At 73.0% G+C, this 13,589-nt stretch carries 10 protein-coding genes; 3 read left to right on the forward strand and 7 right to left on the reverse strand.

What is annotated here, in order from left to right:
• The first annotated feature begins 5 nt into the window (after positions 1–5).
• The 3 genes from glp to OV207_RS20520 all read left to right on the forward strand — a co-directional run bounded on the left by glp (position 6) and on the right by OV207_RS20520 (position 2,872).
• Entirely contained in the window at positions 6–1,232 is a 1,227-nt protein-coding gene (glp, locus tag OV207_RS20510; protein ID WP_267556808.1) for a gephyrin-like molybdotransferase Glp, read from the forward strand.
• Between the two features lie 124 nt (positions 1,233–1,356).
• Positions 1,357–2,031 carry a GTP cyclohydrolase II gene (ribA, locus tag OV207_RS20515; RefSeq protein ID WP_193348554.1) on the forward strand — a complete coding sequence of 225 codons (675 nt, stop codon included), beginning with the start codon at positions 1,357–1,359 and terminating at the stop codon, positions 2,029–2,031.
• A gap of 49 nt (positions 2,032–2,080) precedes the next feature.
• Positions 2,081–2,872, forward strand: a complete 792-nt coding sequence (locus tag OV207_RS20520; protein ID WP_324291549.1) for an MBL fold metallo-hydrolase — start codon at positions 2,081–2,083, stop codon at positions 2,870–2,872.
• Here OV207_RS20520 and lipB read toward each other — a convergent pair.
• The 7 genes from lipB to OV207_RS20555 form a co-directional block, all read right to left on the reverse strand.
• Entirely contained in the window at positions 2,862–3,956 is a 1,095-nt protein-coding gene (lipB, locus tag OV207_RS20525) for a lipoyl(octanoyl) transferase LipB (protein WP_267556809.1), read from the reverse strand. The two genes, OV207_RS20520 and lipB, sit on opposite strands and share 11 nt — an antisense overlap.
• A complete protein-coding gene (locus OV207_RS20530) occupies positions 3,953–5,803 on the reverse strand; it encodes a ClpX C4-type zinc finger protein (protein ID WP_267556811.1) in 1,851 nt (616 codons plus the stop codon). The genes lipB and OV207_RS20530 overlap by 4 nt, the downstream gene beginning before the upstream one ends.
• Before the next feature lie 96 nt (positions 5,804–5,899).
• Complete coding sequence (locus OV207_RS20535) at positions 5,900–7,159, reverse strand: dihydrolipoamide acetyltransferase family protein (RefSeq protein ID WP_267556812.1); 1,260 nt, start codon at positions 7,157–7,159, stop codon at positions 5,900–5,902.
• Positions 7,160–7,200: 41 nt separating this feature from the next.
• Positions 7,201–8,130 (reverse strand): lipoyl synthase, encoded by a 930-nt coding sequence (lipA, locus tag OV207_RS20540; protein WP_193348550.1) that lies wholly within the window; start codon positions 8,128–8,130, stop codon positions 7,201–7,203.
• A gap of 314 nt (positions 8,131–8,444) precedes the next feature.
• On the reverse strand, positions 8,445–9,938 hold the full coding sequence (locus tag OV207_RS20545) for an OmpA family protein (protein ID WP_267556813.1): 1,494 nt from the start codon (positions 9,936–9,938) through the stop codon (positions 8,445–8,447).
• 210 nt (positions 9,939–10,148) lie between these two features.
• A complete protein-coding gene (locus OV207_RS20550; protein WP_267556815.1) occupies positions 10,149–11,297 on the reverse strand; it encodes a SpoIID/LytB domain-containing protein in 1,149 nt (382 codons plus the stop codon).
• A gap of 11 nt (positions 11,298–11,308) precedes the next feature.
• Positions 11,309–13,588: a penicillin-binding protein 1C gene (locus tag OV207_RS20555; RefSeq protein WP_267556816.1), complete on the reverse strand. Its 2,280-nt coding sequence runs from the start codon at positions 13,586–13,588 to the stop codon at positions 11,309–11,311.
• Position 13,589 lies beyond the last annotated feature (1 nt).

Here is a 13,589-nt window from a genome sequence, read left to right on the forward strand (position 1 = left end):
GCCCCATGAGCGACGTCCCCGCATTGCTGCCGGTGGAGGAGGCCCGCGCGCGGATCCTCGAGCGCTGCGCGCCGCTGCCCACCGAGTGGGTTTCCGGAGACGAAGCCCTGGGCCGCGCGCTGGCCGAGGACGTCCTGGCCCGCCGCACCCTGCCCCCCTGGGACAACTCCGCGATGGACGGCTACGCGGTGCGCGCCGAGGACCTCCGCGGCCCGCTGCCCGTGCGGCTCGCCGTCGGGGAGACAGTGTTCGCTGGAAGACTTCCGGTCCGCGAGCTCACCCCCGGCACCTGCGCGCGGATCATGACCGGGGCCCCGCTTCCCCAGGGCGCGGACGCGGTGGTGATGCGCGAGCGCACCCGCGCCATCGCTGGCGCCGACACGGTGGAGATCCTGGAGGCCGTCGCGCCGGGAAACTTCATCCGGCCCCGGGGCGAGGACGCGCGCGAGGGCGACGTGCTGGCCAGGCGCGGCACCCCGCTGGGCATCCCGGAGCTGGGGCTCCTGTGGGCGCAGGGGGTGACGTCCGTGCCGGTGCCCCGGCGGCCGCGCGTGGCGGTGCTGTCCACCGGCGACGAGCTGTGCCGGGCGGACGACCCCCCCGAAGGCCGCATCGTGGACACCAACGCGCCGGCGCTGGCCCTGGCGGTGCGGCGCGCGGGGGGCCTGCCCACGATGCTGGGCATCGCCCGGGACACGCAGGAGGCCGTGCAGGAGGCCCTGGCGCGCACGGACGGCTTCGACGTGGTCCTCACCAGCGCGGGCGTGTCCGTGGGCGACCATGACTTCGTGAAGGCCGCCCTGGAGGCCCTGGGCGTGGAGCAGCACTTCTGGCGCGTGGCCATCAAGCCCGGCAAGCCGCTGGTGGTGGGCCAGCGGGGCCCGACGCTCTTCTTCGGGCTGCCCGGAAACCCGACGTCGTCGCTCGTGACCTTCGAGCTCTTCGTGCGCCCCGCCCTGCGCCGGCTCCTGGGTCTGGAGGACGTGGAGCCCCCGCGGGTGTCCGGGCGCCTGGAAGGCCGCTTGACGAAGCACCCGGGCCTTGCCCACTTCGTCCGCGTCACGGCGACCTGGCGGGCAGGCGAGCTGTGGGCGAAGCCCCTGGGGACGCAAACGTCGGGTGTCCTGCGTTCAGCGTCCGCGGCCACCCACCTGCTCCACTTCCCCCGGGAGAGCAGCAGCCTGACTGATGGTTCCCATGTCGAGCTGCTCCCCCTGTCGTGGGTCGCCTGAGGAACGCTGAAACCCGGAACAGCATCTACTCCGTGCGGGTGTTGCCTCACCCCCGGGGGGTGCCGCCTTGACTTGCATCCGGCGGAGCGAGAAGAAACGCTCCTCCACTGGGAGAAGACCCACCATGTCCGACACTCGCCCACCCCAGGTCCTGCCAACCCGAAAGCCGACCCAGCATCTGGAGCGGTATTCGGAGGCGGACGTGCCCACGGCCCGTGGCGTGCTGAAGACCATCGTCTTTCGCGACAAGCGCAACGGGCGGGAGCACGTGGCGCTGGTGGTGGGGGAACCCGAAGGGCTGGACGGGGTGCCGGTGCGCATCCACTCCGAGTGCCTGACGAGCGAAGTCTTCGGCAGCCTCAAGTGCGACTGCCGTGAGCAGTTGGACCGGGCGCTGGACTTCGTCACCCAGAACGGCCTGGGCGTGGTGCTGTACCTGCGCCAGGAGGGCCGGGGCATCGGCCTGGGCAACAAGATCAAGGCCTATGCCCTCCAGTCCAAGGGACTGGACACCTACGAGGCCAACCGGCAGCTCGGCTTCGCGGACGATTTGCGCTCCTACGACGTGGCGGCGGAGATGCTGCGCTCGCTGGGGGTGCAGTCGGTGGACCTGATCACCAACAATCCGCTGAAGATCGCCGGGCTTGTGGAGGAGGGAGTGGCGGTTCGACGCCGAATCCCTTCCCGGACCGAGCACAATCCGCATAACGTCGACTATTTGAAGACGAAGCGTGAGCGTACGGGGCACCTGATTGAGCTCTTCGCGGAGGACGACGACACCGAAGCCAAGGCCGGCTAAGCGCCCGGTCCGGCGGAGCACCGCGCGCTTCGAGGTGCGGTTCTGGGGGGTGCGCGGTTCCATCCCCGCGCCCGGCCCGCAGACGAAGCGCTACGGTGGCAACACGCCGTGCGTGGAGGTCCGCTGTGGCGACGAGCTGCTCATCTTCGACCTGGGCTCGGGAGCGCGCGGCCTGGGGGATGCGCTGGCGGCGACGCGCAAGCCCATCAAGGCCCACATCTTCATCTCGCACTACCACTACGACCACCTGCAGGGCCTGCCGTTCTTCGCGCCGATGTTCTCGCCCGCGAACGACGTGACGCTCCATGGGTCGCCGCGTGATGGGAAGTCGCTGAAGCAGATACTGGCCGGGCAGATGGTGCACCCCTACTTCCCGGTGACGGCGGAGGACGTGTTCCGCACGCGCCTGGAGTACCGGGACGTCATCGTGGGCAAGGACATCCCGGTGGGCGAGGCGACGGTGCGCACGCTGGAGCTGAACCACCCTGGCGGCAACGTGGGCTACCGCGTGGACTTCGGCGGGCGCTCGCTGGTGTACGCCACGGACGTGGAGCACGGCACCGCGCTGGACGAGGGCCTGTTCGACTTCGCGCGCGGCGCGGACGCGCTCATCTACGACTCCATGTACACGGAGGACGAGTACCGGGGCCGCACGGGCTGGGGCCACTCCACCTGGGAGGCCGCCGTGCGCGCGGCCAACGCCAGCGACGTGAAGCAGCTGGTGCTCTTCCACCATGATCCGGGTCGCGATGACGCGGCCATGGACAAGCTGGTGCGTCAGGTGCGCAAGCAGCGCCCGGAGGCCATCGCCGCGAAGGAGGCGATGGTGCTCAAGCTGTAGTCGGGCGCCGCGCTTCCAGGGCCCGCGCCACCGTCTCGCGCAGGCCCCGGAAGGGCAGCCGCTGCAAGGCGGTGGGCACGTCCACCCACTCGAACGCGTCGTGCTCCGGGCCCAGATGCACCGGGGCGCCCGACGCGACGTGCACCGCGAAGCCGCTCTCCTCCACCAGCTTCGGCGGCAGCGCGTCCCCCAGCGCGAACGCGTGGCGGTAACTCAGGTCCACGGGCTCCACGGTGAGGCCCGTCTCCTCCGCCACCTCGCGGCGCGCGGCCTCGGCGGGGGACTCGCCCGGCTCCAGGCGGCCCGTCACGGTCTGCCAGAAGCCGCCGCGCTCCGGCGTCCGCTTGAGCAGCAGCACGCGCGCCTCCGGGCCCTGCCCCTTCACCACCGCGACGCTCACCGTGCGCAGGGACACCGCGCCGTCCACGCGCCGGGCGTCGAAGACCTGGCTGAACTCGCGGGCGAGCGCCTCCTCCACGTCCGGCACCGACACGGCGTGGCCCAGCTCGCGCTGCATGGACGTGACGCCCGCCTCGCGGATGCCGCACGGGACGATGAGCTGGAAGTGCTCCAGCCGGGTGTTCACGTTGAGCGCGAAGCCGTGCGTGGTGAGCCAGCGCGACAGGTGCACGCCAATGGCGCCGATCTTCCGCGCGTCCGGCGACCCCTCCTGCCCCATCCACACGCCGGGCCACCTGGGAATGGGCGCGGCGGTGAGGCCGAAGCCCGCGAGCGTCTGGATGAGGCCGCGCTCCACGTCGCGCACGTAGCGGCGCACGTCCTGGCGCTCCGGCGGCAGCAGGAGGATGGGGTAGCCCACCACCTGTCCCGGCCCGTGGTAGGTGACGTCGCCGCCCCGGTTGGTGTCGAAGACCTCCACGCCCTCCTCCAGGAGGCGCGCGTCGGTGGCGGTGATGTTCTCGCGCTTCGCGGCCCGGCCCAGCGTGAGGACGGGCGGGTGCTCCAGCAGCAGCAGCGTGTCCCCGACGAGCCCCTGCATGCGGGCCTCGCCGAACAGGTGCATCAGCTTCAGCCCGTCCTCGTACTCCACCCGGCCCAGGCGGAAGACGGTGAGCGTGTTCATGGCGTCCCCTTCCGGCCTCCCCGGCTGTTGTGGGAGGGGGTCGGCGCGGGCGTCTGCGCGGCCTCCAGGCTCCAGGAGCCCGCGTAGACGCGCGACAGCAGGGCGCGCAGCTCATGGCCGGCTCGGGGCGAGCGGACCGCCTCCGCCGCGAAGGCGCCCAGCACCTCCTCCGACAGAGACACCGCCGGCCGGCGCAGGGCCAGCGAACGCCGGGCCACCTCCACCAGCTCCGGCACCGTCGGACGGCGCACCGGCAGCAGCACCTGCACGCGCTCCAGCAGCGCCACCGGGACGGAGCCCTGCACCGCGTCCATGAGGCCCGCGGTGGTGGGCACCGGCAGGCTGCCGCCCTCCCCCCGCACCCACAGGCCCAGGGACGCCACCGCGCCCCGCGCGCTCATCACCACCGCGCGCTCCGGGTGGTTCACGAGGAAGGTGACCAGCGCGGCCTGCGCCCCGGACTCCAGGCGGTCCACGTCCTCCACCAGCAGGACGTCCGCGCCCGGGGCGGACTCCAGGGCCTCCACCGACGTGAGCGCCCCCTGGCCCCGCCGCTGCACCGCCTGGAAGAAGACGCTCTTGCCGCAGCCCTCCGGCCCCACGAGCAGCAGGCAGCGCGCCCCGGCCTGGAGCGTGCGCTCCAACAGGGTCCGCACGTCGTCGTGGCCCACCATCTCCACGCCCCCGGCGGTCGCGTCCTCCACGGGCTTGCGCATGGGGGCCCGGGGAACGACGTCGCCCAGGAGCCCCTGGGATTCGCCCAGGCAGCCCTTGCAGATGAACGCGCCCGCGGGGCCCGCCACCAGGTCGCCCACCTCTCCACGGGGTCGGCAGCAGAACGAGCACCACGCATCCAGCGCTGGATCCGCCCGGGTGGGCCCCCGTTCGATGAGGCGCTTCTCGCGGCGGCGACCCTGCGCGGGCCGGACGGCTTCGGGGAATTCGTCCTCGTCCGGTGGACGCAGCAGGCCTCCGGGAACGATGACGTCGTCGTCCTCGGGAGGGCTCAGCAGGCCGCCGGGTTGGAGGGCGTCATCGTCGTCGGGCCGCGCTGATGCCGGGGCCTGCACGGCGTCGGAGTGCCCCAGGGCCTCCGCGAGCTGGGCGGGTGCCGCGCGGTCGGAGGGCCCGGCGGCGACCGCCTCCAGGCCACTGGACGGACGTGAAGCGCCTTCGAGGACGACCGCCGCGATCCGCTCGGTGAGGGGGGGCAGCCCCGCCGCCCCGGGCGGCACGGGTGCAGGGGTGAGGCGGCCGGACCCGATGGCTTCAATGCGCCCGGCCAGCGGCGGAAGGCCTCCGGACCCGAGGGCCTCAACGCGTCCGGCCAGCGACGGAAGGCCCCCGGATTCATTGGCTTCATCATGCCCGGCCAGGGGCGGCAGTCCGCCGGGCTCGACGGCCTCATGGCGCCCGGTGGACCGCTGCGGGCCTCCCGCCTCGACGGCTTCGTGGCGCCCGGTGGGCTGCTGACTCCCGGGCTCGACGGCCTCGTGGCGCCCGGTGGTGGGCCGCCGCGCTCCAGCCTCCCCCGTCGAACCGTGAGGGGCCCCTTCGGCCTTCTCGTTGGACGCGGCGGACACCGCGTCGCTCCAGGTCACGGAGGCCAGGGAGCGATACGCCATGGCGTCCTTGCCGCCCGCCATCGCGGCGAAGGCGGGGCTCACGTCCGGCGACCGGGTCTTCAACTGGCGCGCCTGCCGCTGCAACTGCGAGGCGCGCGAGGTGTGCCCGGACTTCTGGTAGAGCGCCGCGGCCTGCTCCAGGCAGTCCGCCGCGCGCGTCATGTCTCCCTGAAGCTCCGCGGCCTGGGCGGCGCGGATCAACTCACGGGGATTGTCGGCCATCGCGGATGCCCGCCTCGGTATTCATTCCCGGAAGTCCCCCCGCGCCCACCGCCCCCCGGAGTCAGGGCGGCCGGGCGAGCACCACGGCGCGCGTCCTCACGCCATCGCGAGGAACAGCAGGTCCGGTGCCTCCAGATACTTGATGACCTCGTAGACGAAGCTCGCCGCCACGTCACCGTCGATGACGCGGTGATCGCAGGACAGCGACAGGTTCATCATGTCCCGGATGACCACCTGATCGTTCTTCACCGCCGGGCGCTTCTTCAGCTTGTGAACGCCCATGATGCCCACCTCGGGGTGGTTGAGGATGGGCGTGGCGAACAGGCCACCGCTCTGCCCCAGCGAGGTGATGGTGAAGGTGCCGCCCGTCAGCTCCTCCATCTTCAGCTTGCGGTCGCGCGCGGCGGCGCTCAGGCGGGAGATCTCCTTCGCCAGCTCGCCCAGCGTCAGCTGATCCGCGTTGCGCACCACCGCCACCGTGAGGCCGTCCGGCGTGGCCACCGCGATGCCGATGTTGTACTCGCCGCGCACCACCAGCTCCTGCGACGCCTCGTCGAAGTTCGCGTTGAGGTGCGGGAACTTCTTCATCGCCGCGATCGTCGCCTTCACGATGAACGGCAGGTACGTGAGCTTGGTGCCGTCACCCGCCGCCGCCAGCTGGCTGTTGAGCCGCGTGCGCAGGGCCACCAGGTCCGTGGCGTCCACCTCCTCCACGAACGCGAAGTGCGGCATCGTGAACTTCGAGCGGACCATCTTCTCCGCGATCTTCTTGCGCAGCCCACGCAGCGCGATGCGCTCGTCGCCCCGCCCCGTCGCCAGCGGCGCCGCCGGACGCGCGGCCTGCGGCGCGGGGGCCGCCACCTCGTTCTTCTTCGGCGCGCCGCCACCCTCCAGCGCCGCCACCACGTCCGCCTTCGTCACCCGACCCTGCGGGCCGCTGCCGGAGATGTCCGCCAGGTCCAGGCCATGCTCGCGCGCCATGCGACGCGTGACGGGCGTGGCCAGCACCTTCGTCGCCTGGGCCTGGGACGCCGCCTGGGCCTGGGCAGGAGCCGCCGCGGCCGGGGCAGCCGCCGGAGCGCCGTGGGCCGGGGCCTCCGCCGCGGGGGCGCCCCCTTCGGTCTCCAGCGTCACCAGCAGTTGGTGCACCTTGGCCATGTCCCCTTCACGGCCGTGCGTCTTCACGACGCGACCCGCGCGGGGGCTGGGCACCGTGACGGTGGCCTTGTCGGTCATCACCTCGGCGAGCACCTGGTCTTCCTTCACCAGGTCGCCCTCCTTGACGTGCCACTTCACAAGCTCGCCCTCCATCACGCCTTCGCCGAGGTCCGGGAGCTTGAATTCGAAAGTCGCCATGAGGGGGTGTGTCTCTCTGTGTTGGGGAAGGGTGCCTCAGGTCAGCCCAGGCGCTCCACGCGCTCGCGCTCCATCAGACCCTTCATGAAGAACTCGGCGGCGCGGTAGCTGGAGCGAACCAGCGGCCCGGAGGCCACGTAGAGGAATCCGAAGGACTCCGCCAGCGCCTTGTATGCGTCGAACTGCGCGGGCGTCACGAAGCGCTCCACGCGCAGGTGGTACTGCGAGGGCTGCAGGTACTGGCCCAGCGTGAGCACGTCCACGCCCACGTCGCGCAGATCCTTGAAGGTGCGCTCCAGCTCCTCGTCCGTTTCGCCCAGGCCCACCATCACCGACGTCTTGGTGTAGAGGCGCTCCGGGCGGTGCTTGAGGAACTCCAGCACGCGCAGGGACTGGCGGTAGGTGGCGCGGCGGTCGCGCACCGAGGGCGTCAGGCGCTCCACCGTCTCCACGTTGTGCGCCACCACGTGCGGCTTCGCCTCCGCCACCGTGACGAGGTCCTTCTCCTGCCCCTTGAAGTCGGGGATGAGGACCTCCACGAGGGTGCGTGGGCTCTCCTTGCGCAGCTCCCGGATGGCGGACGCGAAGTGGCTGGCGCCCCCGTCCGGACGGTCGTCGCGGTTCACCGACGTGACGACGATGTACTCCAGGTTCATCTCCTTCACCGCCTGCGCCAGATGGATGGGCTCCATCGGATCCAGCGGCGGCGGCGCCCCGACCTTCACGTGGCAGAAGCGGCAGGCGCGCGTGCACACCTCGCCCATCAACATCACCGTCGCCGTGCCTCCACCCCAGCACTCGGCGATGTTCGGGCAGCGGGCCTCCTCGCACACCGTGGCCAGCTTCGTGCGCTTCACGATGGCCTTGACCCGCTCGTACCCTTCCCCGTGCGGCAGACGCACCTTCAACCACTCGGGCTTGCGGGTGGATTCGGAGACCTGTGGGAGGGGAAACCGATCGGGAGTCGCCATGGGTCGCGGGCCTTCTAGAGGGTGGGTGAAAGCAGGGTCAAGCGTGAAGCCCTAACGCGAGGCGTTAGCGCCTGCCTGACAGAAGTGGTGCCCCGGGGGGATGTAACGCGGTGGACAGGACGCGGCCAGTCACGCCCGACGGGCCCGCCCGTGCCGGACGGGCGGCGCAGGGGGCCGGCCGGCAGCCACGGGGCGCTCCCCTGCCCTCCTGCCTGCCCTGATGCGGTCCATGAGCAGGGGGATGGAAAAGCGGCGGCGCACGGCCTTCGCAGGAAGGCCGTACGCCGCCGGGACCGCGTGTCCGGGGGAGTTGGCTACTGCTGACCGAGCACCTGCACTTCGATGCGACGGTTCTGCACGCGGCCCTCAGGGGTGTCGTTGGGGGCGATGGGCTCCGCGTCGCCCTCGCCGCTGGCCTCGATGCGGTTCTCAGGCACGCCGTCGCGCACCAGGGCCTGGCGCACGCTGTCCGCGCGCGTCTGGGACAGGCGCTGGTTGGCGTCCGCGTTGCCCGTGGAGTCGGTGAAGCCCTTGATGCGCACGCGCGCGTCGGCCTCCTCCTTCAGCACGTTGCCCAGCTCGCCCACCATCTGCTGGCTCTTCGCGGTGAGCTGCGCCGAGCCCGTCTTGAACTCCACGCCTTCCAGCACGAAGCCCTGGCTGCGCGCGGCGTCGCTCTCCAGGGCCTCACGCAAGCCGGCGGCGTCGCTCACGCGCACCTTCTCCATGCCCGCACCGCCCGTCCCCTCCGTGCCGGAGCCGCCCGTGGCCGGCTCCTCGGGCGGCGTGGCGGGGGGCTCCTCCGTGCCGGAGCCACCCGTGGCCGGCGGGGTCGGCTCCACGGGCTGCTGCGACGTGGCGGGAGGCTCCTCCGTGCCGGAGCCACCCGTGGCCGGAGGCGTCGGCTCCGCGGGCGGCGTCGCGGCTGGAGGCGACGCCACCGGCTCCTGTCGAGGGGTGGGTGCCGCGGGCTGTGGCGCCTGGGCGACGCGCTCCTCCACGCGGGGCGCGGGTGTGGTGCGGGTCACCTGCGGGGCCTGGGCAGGTTCGTTCCTGCGTCCGCGCAACGCCCCCCACGCGAGCGCCACCAGCGCGAGCAGGGCCAGCGGGATGGCCCACCCGGCGATGCCCTTCTTCTTCTCCGGGGGACGGTTGAGGGTCTGACGGGGGATGGCTTCGCGCACGGGCGCCGTCTCCCGCGTCTCCCGCACGTGCGTCACGGTTTCACGGTGCGGCTCAATGACCTCCGCGACCGCGTGGCGCGCGCCGCCCCCGAAGCCCAGGATGCTGCCCACGCCGGCCGGCAGCACGGCGGCGATGTTGGAGCGCTGGCTGCCCAGCAGTTGCATCAGGCCGGACGCCCCCATGCGCTGATCCCGCACCTGCTTGCCCAGGACGCCCATCATCATGGGCGCGGCCAGGGACAACAGCTTCATCGCGGAGCCGGAGTTGCGCAGCCCGCCGAAGCGCGAGAGGCCGTCCGCGACGCCGTTCAGCTTGTTGCCGAAAAGCCCGTTCAACATCCCCTTCCCGCGCTCCTCCTCGTCCATCAGGCCCTCGCCCGCGCCTTCAGGCCGCGAGGGCGCGTCGGGTCCGGTGAAGCCGCCCTCGTTGAGCTTCGACAGCAGCCGGTGCGCCCCCGCCTCGTTGCTGCCCTGGTCCACGACGCCCGCGGCCACCGCGGCGATGGCGCCCGGCAGCACCTTGGTGGTCGCCTGCGGATCCTCTCCCAGGGACCCGCTGATCTTCTGGAGCAACCCCTTCTTCATGAACTGTGAGCCGACCGCTTCGATCAGGTTGAACGCCATGTGATGCCTCCCCGGTTGGGTCCCGCACCGGGATGGCCGGTGCGTGAGGCCACGCCCCGCCGGATGGCGCGGAGCTGAGGGCTCTGTGCAATCGATACGGAGCGCCCAGGGTGCTGATAACCCCTCGCGGGGGAGCCGGAAGGCACGGCCCCTGAAGGCACGTCCCCCACGCGAACAACTGTGAACCCGGGTCCCTTGCGGCCCCCGGGGTCAGTTGTCCCGCGGGCGCAGGGGAACGGCGTGCGGGAAGTAGTGCGCGAGCAACTGCTCCGCGGTCTGGCCCTGCCGGGCGAGCAGGGACGCGCCGGCCTGACAGAGGCCGACACCATGCCCGTGCCCCTGCCCCTCGAGGAGCACCTGGTCTCCACCGAACGCGAGGGAGAACCGCGCGCTGCGGATGCGATCCCAACCGGCGCGGGCGCCGAGCGCGCGGAAGAAGGCGTCGCCCCGGGCGTCGCGCCCCGAAGCGCGGTCCACCACGCGCACCACCGTGCCGCTGGCGTCCCGCTCCAGCAACAGGTCCACGGCCTGCGCGGGGCCACCGAGCGCCTGGGTGGCGGCGGCCGTCACGAGCGCCCGGGACACGACGACGCGCCAGGGCGAAGCTGGGCAGCGATCCGGCACGGCGGCGGCGCCGGTGAGATCCGGAGCGCCGAACACGGCCACGGGTCCGGCGGTGTGCCCGCCGCAGCTCGCGTGGAAGGGAGCCAGGGCGATGGTGCCATCCGCCAGGCGCAGCACGACCCCTTGCGTGGAGCGGGCGGCGTCGCGGGAGCGGTCCAGGTGACGGGCCAGACCTTCGCCGCGCAGGACCTGGCAGTGGGTGAGATCACACGCCCGCGCGTCCTCGTGCCGGCGGCCCGACGCGAGTACATAGCTGCGGGCGGTGATGGCCTGGGCCCGGAGCGCTTCGAACGGCGTGCCGACCTCCGTCTCGCTGGCGGTGACCGCCGCGACATAGGCCTCCAGCGCAAGCGTGGCCACCAGACCCAGCTCCCCCTCGCGGGCGCGCAGGGACAGTGAGCCCTCGTAGCGTCGGTCCAGGCCGCGGCCCCGGACCCTCCACCGTCCGGCCTCCAGTCGCAGGGGTTGCGGCACGGCGCGTCCGTCCACGAGCAGCACGTCGCGCGAGGCCACGACCTCCAGCGAGCGGGGGCCATCCAGGCGCAGTCGCGAGGGCCGGTGCTTGGAGAGCAGCCGCACCTCCACGCTCGCATCGGAGGCCGGTGCGGGCCTCGCCCCACGCGCCTCCTCGGACTTCGCGGCGCCGGGCCCGGGCACCGGGCGTCCTGGCCGTGGGAGCGCGGGCGTGCCCCCGGAGGCGGTGCCCGCCACCATCGCGGTGAGCAGGACGGCCACGCCCACCGCGTTCATCGAACGCGATACCGCGTCACCGCCAGCGGTTCGGAGCCGCCGGGCGCCCACAGCTCCAGCCTGCGCTCCCCCGCCACCGCGGGCAGGCGCGTGACGAACGGGGGCGGCAGTTCGATGCGGCGCCCGTCCTCCGTGCGCAGCTCCAGCATCTTCGCCCCGGCGGGCGCCATCACGCGCACGGGCACGGCCTGCGCGCTCTCGGGCAGCTCGGGCTCCACCAGGAACTCGTCCCCGTCCGCCGGCAGGATGAACCCGGCCCGGCTGCCCGGCCGCCCCTGCGCACCCACGGACGTGGAGGCCAGTCCCTCCGCCTGCGCCCAGGCGAGGTACGCCGGGCCCACGTCCAGCGCGCCATCGCTCCGGTGCATCGTGCAGTCGTGCCGGGGCGCCGTGCCCGGCAGGTAGACCTCCTTCAGCGCGCCGGGGCAGTTCGGCCCGGCGCGCTCGCCGGACAGCGGGCAGATGGCGGCGGCCTCGAAGCGGCTCCGGTCCACCAGCGGCGCGGCGCGGATCCCCCGCATCGCCAGCGACATCACCCGCGCGAACACCGGGCCCGCGCCCGTGATGCCGGACACGCCCCGCATCGGCGTGCCGTCGAAGTTGCCCACCCAGACGGCGACGGTGCGCTCCCGGGTGAAGCCCGCGGCCCAGTTGTCCACGTGCGCCCGGCTGGTCCCCGTCTTCGCCGCCACCCGGAACCGCATCCGCAACGCATTGTCCAACCCGAAGGCCGGCGCCCGCGCGGCCTCGTCCGCCAGCACGTCGGTGAGCAGCTCCACCGGCCGGGCCGCCAGGAACCGGTGCTCCTCCAGCTCCACCGGGATGCGCAGCGGCGCGCCGTCCGGACCGAACGCCGCGCGGACCTCCTTCACCGGCCCCACCACCCCGCCCCGCGCCAGCCCCCGGTACGCCCGCGCCAGCTCGCGCAGCGTCACGTCGCCATTGCCCAGCACGATGCCCACCCCGTAGTGCGACGCGCTCTGCGTGAGGCTCTCGAAGCCCGCCTCGCGCAGCACGCGCAGCACCTGCTCCGGCCCCAGCGCGTCCGTCAGCCGCACCGCCGGGATGTTGTAGCTGGACGCCAGCGCCGCGCGCAGCCGCACCGGGCCGTGCACGCGGCGGTCATAGTTCTTGGGCACGTACGACCCGCCCGGCGTGGCCAGGTGCACCTCCACGTCCGCCAGCACGCTGGACGGCGTGAAGCCCTTGCTGAGCGCCAGCCCGTACGCGAACGGCTTCAGCGCGGAGCCGGGTTGCCGCAGCGACCGCACGCCGTCGTTCTGCCCGCCCTTCGCCTCGTCCAGGAAGTCCGAGGACCCCACGTAAGCGAGCACCTCGCCCGTCGCGTTGTCCAGGACGATGGCCGCCGCCTCCCCCACCCTGCGCTCCGCCAGGCCCCGCAGCTCCTCGATGATCGCCTTCTCCACGGCCGCCTGGAGCGCCGGGTCGATGGTCGTCTCGATGCGCGTCGCCCCATCCAACCCCAGCTGCGGCAGCCGCTGGAGCAGCGCCGTCGTCAGGTGCGGCACCTCGAAGACGCGCTCGGCCGGCGTCAGGTCCAACGGCGTCTCCTCCGCCAGCCGCGCCTCCTCCGCCGTCAGGAAGCCCTCCTCCACCATGCGCGCCAGCACGCCGCGCATGCCCGCCACCGCCGCGTCCGGCCGACGGAAGGGATCCCTGCGCGCGGGCGACCGGGCCATGCCCGCGAGCAGCGCCGCCTGTCCCGCCGACAGCCGCTCCGCCGGCCGCCCGAAGTAGCGCCGCGCCGCCGCCTCCACCCCGAAGGTGGAGTTTCCCAGCGGCACGCGGTCCAGGTACTCCAGCAGCACCCGGTCCTTGGGCAGGTGCGCCGTGAGCCGCAGCGCCCACAGCGCCTCGCCCGCCTTGCCCCACCACGAACGCTCGCGCGGCACCAGGCGGCGCGCCAGCTGCTGCGGAATCGTGGACGCACCCGACACGATGCGCCCCGCCTTCACGTTGTCGCGCGCCGCGCGCGCCACCGCCACCCCGTCCACGCCCGGATGCCACGAGAACCGCTGATCCTCCGCGGCGATGAAGGCCGCGCGGACCAACGGGGGGATGCGCCCCCCCGCCAGCCCCACACTGCGTCCGTCCTCGCGGGAGAGCACCTCGCGCAGGGCCTGTCCCGTGCGGTCGGTGATCACCAGCGAGGACAGCGCCTCGCGGGACAGCAACGCGCCCGGCAGGGGCATGGCGATGAAGCCGACGCACCCCACCACCAACAATGCCGTGGCCACCGCCACGGCGCGTGCCATC

This window comes from Corallococcus sp. BB11-1, assembly GCF_026626625.1.
Lineage (GTDB): Bacteria > Myxococcota > Myxococcia > Myxococcales > Myxococcaceae > Corallococcus > Corallococcus soli.

Bases quoted from the DNA above. Each gene is read 5' to 3' on its own strand.
- lipB (WP_267556809.1), bottom strand. From the start codon at position 3,956: ATGAACACGCTCACCGTCTTCCGCCTGGGCCGGGTGGAGTACGAGGAC.
- ribA (WP_193348554.1), top strand. From the start codon at position 1,357: ATGTCCGACACTCGCCCACCCCAGGTCCTGCCAACCCGAAAGCCGACC.
- lipA (WP_193348550.1), bottom strand. From the start codon at position 8,130: ATGGCGACTCCCGATCGGTTTCCCCTCCCACAGGTCTCCGAATCCACC.
- OV207_RS20535 (WP_267556812.1), bottom strand. From the start codon at position 7,159: ATGGCGACTTTCGAATTCAAGCTCCCGGACCTCGGCGAAGGCGTGATG.
- OV207_RS20545 (WP_267556813.1), bottom strand. From the start codon at position 9,938: ATGGCGTTCAACCTGATCGAAGCGGTCGGCTCACAGTTCATGAAGAAG.
- glp (WP_267556808.1), top strand. From the start codon at position 6: ATGAGCGACGTCCCCGCATTGCTGCCGGTGGAGGAGGCCCGCGCGCGG.
- OV207_RS20530 (WP_267556811.1), bottom strand. From the start codon at position 5,803: ATGGCCGACAATCCCCGTGAGTTGATCCGCGCCGCCCAGGCCGCGGAG.
- OV207_RS20555 (WP_267556816.1), bottom strand. From the start codon at position 13,588: ATGGCACGCGCCGTGGCGGTGGCCACGGCATTGTTGGTGGTGGGGTGC.